The sequence below is a fragment of the Chryseobacterium camelliae genome (assembly GCF_002770595.1).
GTDB lineage: Bacteria > Bacteroidota > Bacteroidia > Flavobacteriales > Weeksellaceae > Chryseobacterium > Chryseobacterium camelliae.
In genome coordinates this window covers 1,622,836-1,637,565 of the sequence record NZ_CP022986.1, presented here as the reverse complement: position 1 = coordinate 1,637,565, position 14,730 = coordinate 1,622,836, and the positions used below count along the sequence as shown (strand labels likewise).

The following is a 14,730-nucleotide window of genomic DNA, read 5'->3' as shown; positions in this document are numbered from 1 at the left end:
AATGAAAAATATAACAATATCAATCTTCGCTGTTATCACAGTATTTATAGCAGCTTCATGTAATCAGTCGTCAACTAAGAACAACGAGCTGTCCGAAAATAATACAACTGCCACTTCGGGCGAGCAGGCACCTTCTCAGTCAAAAGTGAATGACACAGTGCCCTTACCAGCTACGCCTGATACATCCATCGGTAAGAATGCAGGAGAAACAGCAACTGGTGGTTTTTCTATTGCGCCCATAGTGGCTGATTATCTGTCACTGAAGAACGCTCTTGTTTCAGACGATGCTAATGCTGCTGCCGATGCAGGTAAAAAGCTGTTTGCCACCCTGAATAAAGTGGACATGAAAACCGTCCCTGCCGATAATCACAAAAAATACATGGACATAACAGATGATATAAAGGAAAACGCAGAGCATATTGGCGACAATGCAGGTAAAATTGATCATCAGAGAGAGCATCTGGCATCATTAAGTGAAGATATCAGTGATCTTATTACGCTGTTCGGTTCTCCGCAGGCACTCTATCAGGATCATTGCCCAATGTTCAATGATGGCAAAGGAGCTATTTGGTTAAGCGAAAGCAAAGCAATCAAAAATCCTTATTACGGTTCAAAAATGATTACCTGCGGTATGGTGGAAAAAACCTTTAATTAATATGTCCTTAACGAAGAAAATCATATTGGGGTTGACTATTATCTTAATCGGCATACAGTTTTTTCAACCGTTACAGAACAAGTCGGATGAAGTGACAGCCTCTCATATTGAAAAGGTGTATGCCGTACCCCAAAATGTAAAGGCTGTCCTTGTCCAATCCTGCTACGACTGTCATAGCAACAATACCCATTATCCGTGGTATAGCCGCATCCAGCCGGGGTCATGGTATATGGCGCAGCATATCAAAAAAGGTAAGGAGGAACTCAACTTCAGCAACTTTGGGGAGTATTCCCCCCGCAAGCAGCGAAATAAGTTCAGGGCTATGGCGGGACAGGTCAAGGACGGAGAAATGCCCTTATCGTCATATACACTAATTCATCGCAATGCAGTATTGTCGCAAGAGGATAAGCAAGTTTTGGTGAAATGGTTTGGCGTAATGGAAGACAGTATTAAATAAAATTTTTAAAATCAATGAACAGATATAAGAATATACCCATAAAAATGCTGCAAACGGTATTGCTACTGCTTTGCGCACAAACCCTGTTTGCACAGAAAGTGGTGCATTACGAATTGTATGTAAAAGATACGCTTGTCAATTATGCAGGTAAGCAAAAAAGAGCGATTGCCGTAAACGGTCAAATCCCGATGCCTACGCTCACTTTCACCGAGGGTGATACAGCCGAAATTGTTGTTCATAATCAATTGAAAGAAAGCACATCGCTGCATTGGCACGGTGTATTTCTCCCCAACAAAGAAGACGGAGTTCCCTGGCTTACCCAAAAACCGATAGCTCCCGGGGCTACCTATACCTATCGTTTTCCTATTATACAAAGCGGAACGCACTGGTACCATTCGCATTCTGGATTACAGGAACAGATTGGGATGTACGGAAACTTTGTAATGAAGAAAAGAAAGGACGATAAGACGTTTAGAAAAGGAATAGATGATTTACCTGAAGTTCCCATTGTTTTAAGCGAATGGACCAACCTCAATCCAAAAAATATCAACAGAATGCTGCATAATGCCAACGACTGGGCGGCGATTAAGAAGAATTCAACACAGTCTTATGCAGAAGCCATTCGTGAGGGTTATTTTAAAACCAAGCTAAAAAACGAATGGAAACGTATGCTGGCAATGGATGTAAGCGATGTTTACTATGACAAAGTACTAATGAATGGAAACAATACCACAGATTTAAAAACCATCGATGGCAAATCATTGAAAGCAGGCGATAAAGTGAGGTTAAGAATATCCAACGGTGGAGCTTCTTCTTATTTCTGGTTGCGTTACGCAGGTGGAAAGATTACAGTAGTCGCTAATGACGGCAATGATGTAGAACCTGTAGATGTTGACCGGTTGATTATTGGTGTTTCAGAAACTTACGATGTTGTGGTTACGATTCCTGCCGATGGCGTGGCTTATGAATTTTTGGCAACAACCGAAGACCGAACACAGTCTGCAAGTTATTTTGTTGGAAATGGTGTTAAACAGTTGATTTCCCCTCTTCCCCGTCTTAAATATTTTGAAGGAATGAAAATGATGAACGGTATGATGAAAATGAACGGAGATCTGGATGATATGGGCATGAAGATGAGCCTGAACAAAATGGACATGAACGTAGTGATGTATCCCGAAATTACGGGACCAGCCGGAAAGAAAGAAGATCACAGCCAGCATAATATGGATATGGAATCTGGAATGAAAATGGACACCGACCCGAATAGATACAATGCAAATGCCCTGGGAGATATTACAACTCTAAATTATTCAATGTTGCAATCTCCATATAATACTACATTGCCAAAGGAGGCTCCTGTAAAAGAATTGAAATTTACACTAACCGGAAATATGAACCGCTATGTTTGGAGTATGGATAATAAAATCCTTTCCGAAACGGACAAGATACCCGTAAAAAAAGGTGAGGTTTTACGCATTACCATTTATAATAATTCGATGATGCGCCATCCGATGCACCTTCACGGGTTTGACTTCAGGGTAATAAATGGAAAAGGAGAAAAATCGCCGCTAAAAAACGTACTCGATATTATGCCGATGGAGACCGATACCATTGAATTCCTCGCAAATGAAGAAGGAGACTGGTTTTTCCATTGCCATATCCTTTATCATATGATGTCGGGTATGAACCGTGTTTTTTCGGTCGGTGATTATCAAAATCCAAATTTGCCAGACAAGAAACAAGCCTATAATATGTTGCAAAGAGAAAGCAATATGCCTCACTTTATGGCAGAAAATGATTTTGCGACCAATGGAAACGACGGTCAGGCTATGTTGCAGAATGCCCGATGGAGTTTGGGTACAGAATGGCGATTAGGCTACAACAGTATGCACGGTTATGAAGTGGAAACTCATCTTGGCAGATACATCGGAAAAATGCAGTGGCTGATGCCTTTTATTGGTTATGACTGGCGATACCGTAAAATGGGAATTGACCAGCAGGAAAAAAACCTGTTTGGCCAAACCAATGAGAAAGATACCCGAAGGGCCTTTAGTTTAGGTGTAATGTACACTTTACCAATGCTGGTCAATTTTCAGGCAGAGGTTTATCACGACGGTATTGTAAGATTGGCATTGATGCGTGAGGACATTCCGATTTCTAAGAGATTGAGAGGAGGATTTATGGTGAATACCGACAAAGAATATATGGGAGAACTCAAATACATTATCAATAAAAACATCGGAATCCGGGCTCATTATGATAGTGATATGGGATGGGGAGCCGGATTGTCACTTGTGTATTAATAATAATATTATAAGTTTTTGGATAATTATTTGATTTACTATAAATAAATGGAACTGCAATTGTTTCCACTGAAAATATAACAATTAGCTGTTCCATTTAATCAATTACAACTTTAAAATAGAATAAAATGGAAAATATGAATCACAAAAAACAAGATAATACTGTTTATAGAAAGCTTTTTTTTACACTGATAATTTCATTTATCATCATGTATCTCGTCATGTTTTTAAATGTTGACGAAATTGCTCATGTTTATATAAGTTTAACCCGAACGTACATGACATTGCTAATGGTGTCTCCGATGGCCGTGTTAATGATATTGATGATGGGCAATATGTATCATAATAAAAAACTTAATTCCATTATCATTGGTAGTGGAATTACTGTATTTATCGTTGCATTTATTTTTCTGCGAAATCAAACTTTCGTCAGCGATATTCAATATATGAAAGCAATGATTCCACATCATTCTTCTGCTATTATGACAAGCAAACATGCTGAGATCAAAGATCCAGAAGTGAAGATATTATCAGAAAATATCATAAAATCTCAAGAAGAAGAGATAAAAAAAATGAAGGAAAAAATTAAAGAACTACAGTAATACTAATGCATACAAATTTCTTAGAAAAACATTATACCAATCGTGTAGGTTGGCTACGAGCTTCAGTTCTTGGAGCAAATGACGGCATCTTATCTGTAACAAGTATTGCTATTGGTGTTGCAGCAGCCAGTTCAGAAAGAAATACGATTATTCTTGCCGCATTGGCGGGCTTGGTTTCCGGGGCAATGTCTATGGCCGCAGGAGAATATGTTTCTGTCAGTTCGCAGGCAGACACCGAAAAGGCCGACTTGTTGAGAGAAGAGAAAGAGTTAAAAGAAATGCCCGAAATGGAATTAGCAGAACTAGCAAAAATATATGAAAGTAGAGGCGTAAGTATGCAAACAGCTTTGCAGGTAGCAAAAGAATTGACCAATCACAATGCATTGGAGGCCCACGCCAAAGATGAACTGGGCATTAACGAAATTACACAGGCAAAACCCTTACAGGCAGCTTTAGCATCCTTTGCGTCTTTTACAGCGGGGGGGATTTTGCCTTTTATAGTTTCTATATTTGCTCCATTAAAAACAATGGTTTATTATCAATATACTTTGTCTATCGTGTTTTTGATGTTGCTGGGTGCAGTTACTGCAAAAACAGGAGGTTCAAAAATCATAGTTGCGGTTCTCAGAATGTGCTTTTGGGGAACAATAGCAATGGCTGCAACAGCTTTAGTCGGACATTTATTTGGGATAAAAAATATTTAAATAAGAATGAATACAGATAAAACTTCAACACAACACTGGAATACCATTTACCAAAGCAAAAACGAGAATGAAGTAAGCTGGTATCAAGAATATCCGAAAGCTTCCATTGAGTTGATAAAGGAATTAAACTTACCTCTTTCAGCACATATCATCGATATTGGTGGTGGAGAAAGCCATTTGGTAGATGTTCTTCTGGAGATGGGCTATACGAATATTTCTGTCCTAGATATTTCTGAAACTGCACTTCAAAAAAACCAAAACAGATTGGGAGAAAAAAGTAAGCTGGTAAATTGGATTGCAACTGATATTACTGAATTTATACCAAGACAAAAATATGACCTGTGGCATGACAGAGCGGCTTTTCATTTTTTAACGGCTGAAGAAAATGTCAAAAAATATGTTTCAATTGCTGAAAGGACTATCACTCAAGATGGATTTTTGATTATGGGAACATTCTCCGATAATGGTCCAACCAAATGCAGTGGTCTCGATACCAAACAATTTACCGAGGAATCACTGAAAAAAGTTTTTGAGAGATCTTTTGAGCTAAAGAGTTTCAAATATCTCGACCATTCTACACCTTTTAATACAATTCAGAATTTTTTATTTTGTACATTTCAAAGAAAATAAAATAGCAGATGTTTGATTTCAGATTGAAAGTATTTTTTACCGTTGCCAAAAGGCTCAACTTTACCAAAGCTTCGGAAGAACTGTATATCACACAGCCTGCAGTTACCAAGCACATTAAGGAGATTGAAAATTATTTCAAGGTAAAACTGTTTGACCGGAACGGAACAAAAATTAAACTTACACCCGCAGGCGAAACTTTATTACAGTATTCGGAACAGTTGTTTTCAATCTATCAGAATATGGAATTTGATCTCAATGCTTTTACTCAAAACAAATCAGGAACGCTGCGAATTGGCGCAAGTACTACCGCAGCACAATACCTGCTGCCTCCTATATTGGCAGCATTTCACCGTAAGTTCGACAAGGTAAAAGTTCAGTTGGTTACAGGAAACACAGAGCAAATAGAGATTGCTTTGCAGAATAAAAATATTGATTTAGGAATTATAGAAGGAAAATCGAGAAGCACCTTATTCAAATACTCCGCCTTTATAAAGGATGAACTCGTATTGGTTGCAAAAAATGGACATTCGATCTCAAAAAAATCATCTGTAAAAGTAGAAGATCTAATAAAGTATAGTTTTCTTTTACGTGAACCGGGTTCTGGGACACTTGAAGTCATTGCACACGCTCTCAAACAGTCTGGTATAAAAATAAGTAATCTCAATTTAGAAATGCAGTTGGACAGTTCGGAAAGCATCAAAATGTACCTGCTCAATTCAGAAGCCTTGGCTTTTCTTTCCATATATTCCATTTTCAAAGAACTAAAAAACAATGAATGTACTGTTGTAGAAGTAAAAGGACTAAGTATAGAACGAGAATTTAACTTTATTCAAAATCAGGGTGACAGCGAAAATCTTTCTGATTTGTTTATGAGATTTGCGATAAGTTATAACTTTAGGTAATGACAGATAACGAATAGCAATTTCTGCCAGACTTTCCAAATGATGACATTTGTATCATTAAAATATAAAGTCATTATGGAACAAGACACTCAAAAGCCCAATAAGCTTAATCGATTCAAAAGTCTTCTAGATCGAAGTATTACAACTCGTGAAGTTATTTTTTTGTTAGCAGTCGTATTCTGCCTATCTCCTTTAATATCTCCGCCTATTGCATTGTTGATGGGGCTTGTCATCGCACAGTTCATTGGCCATCCTTACCTTCATCTCAATCATAAGGCGACGCACATTCTACTACAGGTTTCAGTGGTTGGTTTAGGATTTGGAATGAACGTGACCAGTGCAATGAAGGCTGGTAAAGAAGGAATCCTTTTCACTATAGTTTCTATTATTGGAACCTTGGTTATAGGATATTTGATGGGAAAATTCCTCAAAATTGACAAAAAGAGTTCCTATCTGATCTCTGCAGGAACCGCTATTTGCGGAGGAAGTGCTATTGCTGCTGTTTCTCCTGTCATTAAAGCTGAGGAAAAACAAATATCAGTGGCATTAGGTACGGTTTTCATTCTTAATTCAATTGCTTTATTCATTTTCCCAATAATTGGTCACGCCCTGAATTTGTCTCAGACCCAGTTTGGTTTATGGAGTGCCATTGCCATTCACGACACCAGTTCAGTAGTGGGAGCAGCAAGCAAATACGGAACTCAGGCTTTGGAAGTAGCAACTACTGTTAAGTTGGCGCGTGCTTTATGGATTATTCCTATAGCATTTCTATCTACATTCCTTTTCAAAAACAAAGGCAGTAAAGTGAAAATCCCCTACTTTATAGGCTTATTTGTTTTGGCTATGATTGTCAATACCTATATTCCTTTTGTTCAGAATTTCAGTCATTACCTTACCGGTATTGCCAAAGCAGGGCTAACCTTAACTTTATTTTTAATTGGCTGCGGTCTGAATAGAAAATTACTGATGAGCGTTGGTTTTAGACCTTTGATTCAGGGCGTTGTACTTTGGGGCATCATTTCTGCTGCTGCATTATGGGCGGTAACTTCTTTTGCCAGTTAAGAATCTATTGCTTAATGTATTTGAACAAATTAATATCATACTTCACTAAACAAGAAATAATATGAAATCACTACCATTTAAAATTTCACTGATACTTTTAAGCTTTACAATAAAAGCGTTCGCACAAGTTCCATTCGATGGGGATATTAAAAATAATTCACTTGCAGTTAGCCCTGATGAAAAAATAGCGGCGGCTTCTTACAGTGATTCTACAGAAATTAAAATTTATGACCTATCCAAAGCCGAGTTAAAAACTACAATCAAAGGTTTTGTCAACCCCAGAAATATCCTTTTCTCTCCGGATGGAAAGCTAATTTACATTACCGATAGTAGTCTTGGATATCTGATGGTTTATAATTCTGACAATTATCAGCTGATTAAAAAATACCCGGTTGGCTATGGTGCATTTGGGACTGCTATCTCAAAAGATGGGAAACAGCTGTTTATCAACAATGAAGCGACTAATACGGTAACCTTGGTCAATCCAGAAACATCTGAGGTCAAGAATATCATTACTGGCTTTCATCAGCCCAGGCAAGGGGTGAAATTTAATCCTGATAATACAAAGCTCTATGTGACCAATTTTGGAAACGACCATATCACCGTTGTTGATGTTAAAACGCTAAAAATAGAAGGAGAAGTGGAGGGTTTCAATAAAATCCGGGCCATCTCGATTAGTAAGGACGGTAAAACCTTATATGCAGCGAACAGCGGAACAAATGAACTGCTTATAGTAGACATCGCCAGTAAAAAGATTGCTTATCGCATTCCTGTTGGGAAAGATAATTACGGAGCAAGTTTGTCTCCAGATGGAAAATTTGTGTTAAGCGGTAACAAAATTGATAATACTATTTCAGTAGTTGACGTTAAAACCAATAAGAATATCCAAACCATCAAAGGTTTTAAAGAACCAAGACAAGCCATCGTTTTTTCGAAATACGGAAAGTTCCTTTATGTTTTGAACAACGATTTAAGTGTGGATAAAGTCAGCATGGCTAACTATAAAATCGTTCAGTCAATGAAATGATCAGGTGATAATAAATATTACTTTTTGAAATGCCAACAGAAATCTTACTGATCACAGAAGCAAAAGCTTCTGATACAAAATCTTTTTACAAATGTAATACACCTTTGTATAGGAGTGTAAAGTCTGCCTTTGAAATGCAATTTGGAAACTTTGAAACCGATATTGATTTTTTAGCATTTTTTAAGGAAATGAAATGCAAAATTGAATATTTGGTGACTGAAGTAATTGACCGAAAGGATAAAAAAATCAGACAAAAACAACGTTCTGAAAGTGTTGACTCGCTTTCGAAAAGATTAAGAATATACCGTCCCAAATGTATTATCATTATAATGAAGGATATTGAAAACTTTGTTTTAATGGCGGTAGAAAGAGCAAATTTACCAGAAGATTTATTTATTAAAAGTGTTCCATTCCCAGCAATGAGTGAAAAAAACAGCATCAATTGTGAGCTTGGAATAGCAAAAATTCTTAAAGATTATGTCGTAGGTCATTGATTTTTATTACCTTTGATTATTCAAAAAAAGGGAATGGTGTCTCCCTTACCCAACCGCCCTAAAAAGCTGATGGCGCCTGATTAAAATTGAATGTTCAATCATTTAGTCAGGATATATTATGCATTATCATCAAAAATCGAAAGGGCAAAAATCCTTTATCAGAACAAAAGCTTTTTTTAGAGCTTATCCATCACTTCCCTATATCATCAAATGGTTATTCATTAGCCTTGTAATAGGTGCTTGTATCGGAACTGCGTCCGCATTATTTTTAAAAACATTAGGCTGGGTTACAGATTTCAGGGAAAATCACCTTTGGTTGATTGCCTTACTTCCGGTTGCAGGGTTCGTAATCGGATATATTTACCATCAATTTGGTAAAGAAGTTGAAGCAGGAAATAATCTGCTGATTGATACTATTCACGACCCTAAAGAAATCATTCCTTTTCGGATGGCGCCTTTTGTTTATCTCGGAACTTTGGCTACCCACCTCTTTGGAGGTTCTGCGGGAAGAGAAGGAACAGCGATACAAATGGCAGGTTCTATTGCCGACCAATTTACCAAGCCACTAAAACTCAATCTAAATGAAAGAAAAGTTTTAATTATTGCCGCCATTGCTGCCGGTTTTGGTTCTGTATTCGGAACGCCGCTAGCCGGAGCCATTTTCGGTCTGGAAGTTTTTCTGATTGGCAGACTAAAATATGATTCGATTTTTCCGGCATTTGCATCGGCAATCATCGCAGACTTAGTCACCAAACTTTGGAAAACCGGACATACCCATTATCATATTCCGACCATTCCTGATTTTTCATTTTTAAATGGTTTATACGCCATTCTTGCCGGAATAGCTTTCGGGCTATGTGCTGCAATTTTCAGCAAAACCATTCATCGTGTGGGTAAAATTTTCAAAGCAAAAATTTCTTACCCACCTTTACGTCCTTTGGTTGGAGGTATTTTAGTTGCAACCGCAGTTTGGGCTTTAGGAACGACAAAATATATCGGTTTAGGAATTCCTACCATTGTTTCGTCTTTTGAACAGCAATTACCAGCCTACGATTTTGCATTAAAAATGATTTTTACCATTGTTACATTAGCCGCAGGATTTAAAGGTGGTGAGGTGACACCTTTATTTTTTATCGGAGCTGCATTGGGAAATTCGCTGGGCTATTTTATTCCTTTACCAACAGGGCTTTTGGCAGGAATGGGCTTTGTAGCAGTTTTTGCAGGCGCTACCAATACACCTCTGGCTTGTAGTATTATGGCAATTGAACTTTTCGGGAGTGATTGTGGGGTTTATGTAGCCATTGCGTGCGTTGTTGCTTATTTATTCTCAGGTCATAGCAGTATTTATGGCAGACAGATGATCGGTGAGCCTAAACACAACAGGTTTGGAAACTACACCGGAAAAAGACTAAATGAACTATAATTTTAAAATTATGAACGCAGAAAATTTAGCCATTGCAAAAATATACTTTAGATACGGACAATCAGTAGTTGGGCAGAACTTTTGGAGGAAACTTTGGAATAATAATCTTGGAGAATATCTTTTGAAAAAGGCGAAACAAAACGCTATCCATCAAGCCAATATTTTTACTGCTAAAAGCGGATATTTAAATAACGGTTCTATCCAATACAATATTTCTGAAATTCCGTCATCTGAAAATCCTGTTTGTTTAGAGTTAGTAGATGAATCCAGTAAGATAAAGGCTTTTTTGAACGAGAATAAAGAAGAATTACAGAAAGTATCTTTGATATTACTGAATGACATGATTATTGAATTAGCATAAATCTCATTTTGAAAAGCTATTTATCCATTCAGAAATACTTCAAAATCCATCGCTTACTTTGTTTATTAAATCGTTAAAATTAATAGAATGAACAGATGAAAATATTAATTATAGAAGATGAAAAGTTATTGGCTGAAAGTATTGCCACTTACTTAAAACAGGAACAATATAATTGTGAATTTGCTTCTACTTTTGATGAAGCTATTGAAAAAACAGGCGTTTACGAATATGATTGCATTTTGTTAGATTTGAATCTTCCTGATGGCGAAGGTCTGGAAATTCTGGAAGCGTTAAAAAAAGAAAGTAAACAGGATGGTGTCATTATTATTTCGGCAAGGGATGCTGTAGATGATAAAATTATAGGGCTCAAATTAGGTGCGGATGATTACCTCCCAAAACCTTTTCATCTTTCAGAACTGAGTGCCAGAATATATTCGGTAATACGAAGAAGACAGTTTTCCAGTACCAATCATTTAGAAATCAATGAACTTTCAATTGATTTGCTTGCGAAAGAAGTACGTGTAAACAATCAAGTGATTACACTTACAAAAAAAGAATATGATTTGCTTATTTTTTTAATTGGCAACAAAAATCGTATTGTATCTAAAGTAGCTTTAGCAGAGCATCTATCAGGAGATATGGCAGATATGTTGGATAATGTAGATTTTGTGTATGCACACGTAAAAAACTTGAAAAAGAAGCTGGCAGATGCTGGTTGCGATGATTATATCAAAACAGTTTATAAAATGGGCTACAAATGGGACGTGTGAATGGCTTACTAAACAAAACATTACTCTATTATACTTTTTTGGCAACATTCGTTCTGTTGTTGAGTGCTCCTTTTTTCTATCTTGTAATGGAAAAGCTATATACGGACGACGTGGATGAAGCGATATACCTGCGAAAAAAAGAATTTGAAATTGACCATCTTAAAACGATTCGTTCTTCTGATATTCATATATGGAACCGCTTCAACAGGGATGTAAGAATTATACCGGATACCATTTCTGGAAACCGCAAAAATAAGATTATTCAGGAAACTATATTCGATGAAGTAGTACCGGAATGGGAACCTTATCGGGTACTATATTCGGATGTGAAGATTGAAGGAAAGCCTTATGTATTAAAAATTCAGCTCAACCTGGTAGAATCCGAAGATTTGATTAAAGCCATTATTTATGTCTATCTGGTCATTCTCGGAGGAATGCTGCTGGTTATATTTTTCATAACCCGTTTTATTGCAAACCGTTTGTGGAAACCATTTTACGAAACATTACAACTGATTGATAAATTTAATATTGAACAACAATCGCTTCCATCATTCAATAAAACCGGAACAAAAGAATTTGACCAACTGAACACAGGAATTGAAAAAATGATTGTTTCTAATGTAAAATCATATAACTCCCAGAAATCCTTTACCCAAAATGCTTCACACGAGTTGCAGACTCCTTTGGCAATTTTTCAATCCAAACTCGATTTACTTTTACAGGATACTTCACTTACCCAGCAACAATCCGTTGTTTTGCAGTCTTTGTACGAAGCCTCGCTGCGTCTATCCCGTATCAATAAAAACCTATTGCTCCTCACCAAAATTGAAAACAGGCAATATGCAGAGGTTTCAACATTTACGGTAAACGAATTGGTCAATGATGTTATTGGCTATTTTGAGGAACAGGCAGAAAATAAAAATTTACGGATAGAAATCGAAGAAAATGCTATCATTGAAATTAACGCCAACAGGGTTTTAACAGAGATATTAATAAATAACCTTATACTAAATGCTATACGGCATAATTTAGAAAATGGAAATATTACCATTCTAATTGAAGATGCCAAATTCAGTATAATCAACACAGGAATTTATAAAGAACTTGACAATGCTATTCTTTTTAAAAGATTTGGCAAGGCAACCACCGATACACGAAGTTCAGGCTTAGGTTTGGCTATCGTGAAGGAGATTGTGGAACAATACAAATGGGATATCAAATACGAGTTTAAAAATAATCTGCATTGTTTTACAGTGCTTTTCTAAAAATTCAGAAAATCTACAAAATCATATATATACTTTGTTCGCATAAAATGAAAAAGTATGTATTTGTTAAAAATATTCAAAAGCCGGTTTTCTATACTCTTTTCCCTGTTCACGCTATACATTACCTTATCGCTGCTTTTAAGAGTAGGGTTGCTTTTATATTCGGTACACAATATTGATTTTACTGTTGCCAATATTATGAAAATACTTTTTTTAGGATTTTCATTCGATATCACAACGGGTCTGTTTTTCATAACAACATATAACATTTTTCTTCTTGCTCTTCCCAAAAAATGGATTGGTAGTTTGCTGGATAAAACATTCACCTATTGTTATTGCTTTATTGTTTTGTTATTGATGTATTTCAGTTTGATGGCAGAAATCCCATTTTGGGATGAATTTGGGGTAAGATTCAATTTCATTGCTGTCGACTATCTTATATACACTTATGAAGTTATTACTAATATCAATCAATCCTATCCACTTCCGCTGATTATAGGGATATTATTAATTCTGATTGTTCTAAGTTTCTATTTATTTCAAGAAAAAAAATTTTTCCTTTATAGTTTTACGAATAAAATGCCATTTCTAAAAAGATTGATAATGAGTGTAAGCCTATTAATATTAACCTTTAGCCTTGGCTTCTTTTTAAAAAATAATTGGGCTGATAACGGAAATAATCTTACGGTAAATGAATTAGGTAAAAATGGGGTGTTTTCATTTTTTGCTGCATTCAGATCGAATGAGCTTGATTATGGAACTTTTTATCCAACAATAAATCAAAGGCAAGCCTATCTGGTTCTAAGAAAAAAACTTTTGCAAAACAACCAGCACTATTTGTCAAAAAGCAACACAGAAATTTTACGAGAAACCGAAGGCGAAACACTTATTAGGCCTAATATTATTTTATTAACCATTGAGAGTTTTAGTGCTGAATTTTTAAAATCATTCGGTAATACCCAAAATCTTACGCCAAACTATGATGCACTATCCGCAGAAAGCATATTTTTTACCAATTTGTTTGCGACTGGTACACGTACTGTGAGGGGAATGGAAGCACTCACCTTATCCATTCCGCCCACTCCTGGAAACAGTATTGTAAGGCGTCCCGATAATCAACATCTTTTTTCTGTGGCCACAATTGTAAGAAACAAAAATTATCATCCATATTTCATTTATGGTGGTGATGGTTATTTCGACAATATGAACAATTTTTTCGGGGGTCAGGGTTTTGATATTGTTGACAGGGATCGTGGCAACACACTTTCAGAAGATATAGCTACCAAACGGTACCGTATTCCAGACAGTGAAGTAAGTTTTGAAAATGCTTGGGGCGTTTGTGATGAAGATCTTTACAAACAGTCCATAAAATATGCAGATATCAACTTTGAAGAAAAAAAACCTTTCTTTCAATTTGTGATGACAACATCTAATCATAAGCCCTATACTTTTCCAAATGGAAAAATAAATCTTCCTCAGGGAGAGCGTGACGCTGCCGTTAAATACACTGATTATGCTTTAGGAAAATTTATTGCTTGCAAAAACAAAAGCTTGGTTTAAAAATACAGTTTTTGTCATAGTAGCGGACCATTGTGCCAGTAGCGCAGGAAAATGGGAAATCAACATAAACAAGCATCACATACCTGCAATTATTTATAATTTAAATCAAAAGCCTGAGAAAATTGATAGATTGATGTCTCAAATTGATTTAATGCCAACACTATTCGGTTATTTAGGGTGGGATTACAATACTGCTTTATATGGTAAAGATATTAACCAAACGAAGATTGGGGAAGAACGTGCTTTCATAGGTAATTATCGTACACTTGGTTTGCTAAAAGGAGATATTTTTACCCAAATTAACGACCGTAAAAAAACAGTTCAATATAACTTTGATCAAAAATCCGGGGAGATGAGAGAGGATCAATTTAAAAATAGTGAACTTACTAATGAAACCATTTCCTACTATCAAACTGCAAGCGAAAGGTTTAAAGAAGGGAAAATGAAAGAAATTCAAAAATAAATTCTTCTAAAAATTCAGAAAATCTGCTAAATCCTGTGCGAGCTTTACAGGA

General features: G+C 36.3%; 16 protein-coding genes and 1 riboswitch. All 16 genes read left to right on the top strand.

What is annotated here, in order from left to right; all coding sequences use genetic code 11:
* The first annotated feature begins 1 nt into the window (after position 1).
* The 16 genes from CGB83_RS07510 (at position 2) to CGB83_RS20535 (ending at position 14,678) form a co-directional block, all read left to right on the top strand.
* The gene (locus CGB83_RS07510; RefSeq protein WP_027374766.1) at positions 2-655 is read left to right on the top strand and encodes a DUF3347 domain-containing protein; all 654 of its coding nucleotides are present in this window, start codon (positions 2-4) and stop codon (positions 653-655) included.
* Between the two features lies 1 nt (position 656).
* On the top strand, positions 657-1,112 hold the full coding sequence (locus CGB83_RS07505) for a heme-binding domain-containing protein (protein ID WP_027374767.1): 456 nt from the start codon (positions 657-659) through the stop codon (positions 1,110-1,112).
* 14 nt (positions 1,113-1,126) lie between these two features.
* Complete coding sequence (locus tag CGB83_RS07500; RefSeq protein WP_027374768.1) at positions 1,127-3,415, top strand: multicopper oxidase domain-containing protein; 2,289 nt, start codon at positions 1,127-1,129, stop codon at positions 3,413-3,415.
* A 128-nt stretch (positions 3,416-3,543) separates the two neighbouring features.
* Positions 3,544-4,017 (top strand): DUF305 domain-containing protein, encoded by a 474-nt coding sequence (locus CGB83_RS07495; protein WP_051585158.1) that lies wholly within the window; start codon positions 3,544-3,546, stop codon positions 4,015-4,017.
* Between the two features lie 5 nt (positions 4,018-4,022).
* Positions 4,023-4,721 (top strand): VIT1/CCC1 transporter family protein, encoded by a 699-nt coding sequence (locus CGB83_RS07490; protein ID WP_027374770.1) that lies wholly within the window; start codon positions 4,023-4,025, stop codon positions 4,719-4,721.
* Between the two features lie 6 nt (positions 4,722-4,727).
* Positions 4,728-5,351: a class I SAM-dependent methyltransferase gene (locus CGB83_RS07485; RefSeq protein ID WP_027374771.1), complete on the top strand. Its 624-nt coding sequence runs from the start codon at positions 4,728-4,730 to the stop codon at positions 5,349-5,351.
* Positions 5,352-5,359: 8 nt separating this feature from the next.
* On the top strand, positions 5,360-6,253 hold the full coding sequence (locus CGB83_RS07480) for a LysR family transcriptional regulator (protein WP_042723205.1): 894 nt from the start codon (positions 5,360-5,362) through the stop codon (positions 6,251-6,253).
* A 75-nt stretch (positions 6,254-6,328) separates the two neighbouring features.
* On the top strand, positions 6,329-7,315 hold the full coding sequence (locus tag CGB83_RS07475; RefSeq protein ID WP_027374773.1) for a YeiH family protein: 987 nt from the start codon (positions 6,329-6,331) through the stop codon (positions 7,313-7,315).
* A gap of 61 nt (positions 7,316-7,376) precedes the next feature.
* A complete protein-coding gene (locus CGB83_RS07470; RefSeq protein WP_027374774.1) occupies positions 7,377-8,342 on the top strand; it encodes a YncE family protein in 966 nt (321 codons plus the stop codon).
* Between the two features lie 29 nt (positions 8,343-8,371).
* Positions 8,372-8,836, top strand: a complete 465-nt coding sequence (locus CGB83_RS07465) for a hypothetical protein (protein ID WP_100075239.1) — start codon at positions 8,372-8,374, stop codon at positions 8,834-8,836.
* A gap of 20 nt (positions 8,837-8,856) precedes the next feature.
* Positions 8,857-8,922: riboswitch (Fluoride riboswitch) on the top strand.
* A 32-nt stretch (positions 8,923-8,954) separates the two neighbouring features.
* On the top strand, positions 8,955-10,259 hold the full coding sequence (locus tag CGB83_RS07460; RefSeq protein WP_027374776.1) for a voltage-gated chloride channel family protein: 1,305 nt from the start codon (positions 8,955-8,957) through the stop codon (positions 10,257-10,259).
* 10 nt (positions 10,260-10,269) lie between these two features.
* On the top strand, positions 10,270-10,620 hold the full coding sequence (locus tag CGB83_RS07455; RefSeq protein ID WP_157761371.1) for a DUF190 domain-containing protein: 351 nt from the start codon (positions 10,270-10,272) through the stop codon (positions 10,618-10,620).
* 95 nt (positions 10,621-10,715) lie between these two features.
* The gene (locus CGB83_RS07450) at positions 10,716-11,390 is read left to right on the top strand and encodes a response regulator transcription factor (RefSeq protein ID WP_027374778.1); all 675 of its coding nucleotides are present in this window, start codon (positions 10,716-10,718) and stop codon (positions 11,388-11,390) included.
* Positions 11,378-12,655 carry a sensor histidine kinase gene (locus CGB83_RS07445; protein ID WP_042723206.1) on the top strand — a complete coding sequence of 426 codons (1,278 nt, stop codon included), beginning with the start codon at positions 11,378-11,380 and terminating at the stop codon, positions 12,653-12,655. Before CGB83_RS07450 ends, CGB83_RS07445 begins: the two co-directional genes overlap by 13 nt.
* Positions 12,656-12,853: 198 nt before the next feature.
* Positions 12,854-14,215 carry an LTA synthase family protein gene (locus CGB83_RS20540; protein WP_250645030.1) on the top strand — a complete coding sequence of 454 codons (1,362 nt, stop codon included), beginning with the start codon at positions 12,854-12,856 and terminating at the stop codon, positions 14,213-14,215.
* Positions 14,187-14,678 carry a sulfatase-like hydrolase/transferase gene (locus CGB83_RS20535; RefSeq protein ID WP_250645029.1) on the top strand — a complete coding sequence of 164 codons (492 nt, stop codon included), beginning with the start codon at positions 14,187-14,189 and terminating at the stop codon, positions 14,676-14,678. The genes CGB83_RS20540 and CGB83_RS20535 overlap by 29 nt, the downstream gene beginning before the upstream one ends.
* The last annotated feature ends 52 nt before the right edge of the window (positions 14,679-14,730 follow it).

What these genes read in the sequence shown, in the direction of transcription:
- CGB83_RS07510 (WP_027374766.1), top strand. Translation starts at nt 2, where the DNA reads ATGAAAAATATAACAATATCAATCTTCGCTGTTATCACAGTATTTATA.
- CGB83_RS07505 (WP_027374767.1), top strand. Translation starts at nt 657, where the DNA reads ATGTCCTTAACGAAGAAAATCATATTGGGGTTGACTATTATCTTAATC.
- CGB83_RS07500 (WP_027374768.1), top strand. Translation starts at nt 1,127, where the DNA reads ATGAACAGATATAAGAATATACCCATAAAAATGCTGCAAACGGTATTG.
- CGB83_RS07495 (WP_051585158.1), top strand. Translation starts at nt 3,544, where the DNA reads ATGGAAAATATGAATCACAAAAAACAAGATAATACTGTTTATAGAAAG.
- CGB83_RS07490 (WP_027374770.1), top strand. Translation starts at nt 4,023, where the DNA reads ATGCATACAAATTTCTTAGAAAAACATTATACCAATCGTGTAGGTTGG.
- CGB83_RS07485 (WP_027374771.1), top strand. Translation starts at nt 4,728, where the DNA reads ATGAATACAGATAAAACTTCAACACAACACTGGAATACCATTTACCAA.
- CGB83_RS07480 (WP_042723205.1), top strand. Translation starts at nt 5,360, where the DNA reads ATGTTTGATTTCAGATTGAAAGTATTTTTTACCGTTGCCAAAAGGCTC.
- CGB83_RS07475 (WP_027374773.1), top strand. Translation starts at nt 6,329, where the DNA reads ATGGAACAAGACACTCAAAAGCCCAATAAGCTTAATCGATTCAAAAGT.
- CGB83_RS07470 (WP_027374774.1), top strand. Translation starts at nt 7,377, where the DNA reads ATGAAATCACTACCATTTAAAATTTCACTGATACTTTTAAGCTTTACA.
- CGB83_RS07465 (WP_100075239.1), top strand. Translation starts at nt 8,372, where the DNA reads ATGCCAACAGAAATCTTACTGATCACAGAAGCAAAAGCTTCTGATACA.
- CGB83_RS07460 (WP_027374776.1), top strand. Translation starts at nt 8,955, where the DNA reads ATGCATTATCATCAAAAATCGAAAGGGCAAAAATCCTTTATCAGAACA.
- CGB83_RS07455 (WP_157761371.1), top strand. Translation starts at nt 10,270, where the DNA reads ATGAACGCAGAAAATTTAGCCATTGCAAAAATATACTTTAGATACGGA.
- CGB83_RS07450 (WP_027374778.1), top strand. Translation starts at nt 10,716, where the DNA reads ATGAAAATATTAATTATAGAAGATGAAAAGTTATTGGCTGAAAGTATT.
- CGB83_RS07445 (WP_042723206.1), top strand. Translation starts at nt 11,378, where the DNA reads ATGGGACGTGTGAATGGCTTACTAAACAAAACATTACTCTATTATACT.
- CGB83_RS20540 (WP_250645030.1), top strand. Translation starts at nt 12,854, where the DNA reads ATGAAAATACTTTTTTTAGGATTTTCATTCGATATCACAACGGGTCTG.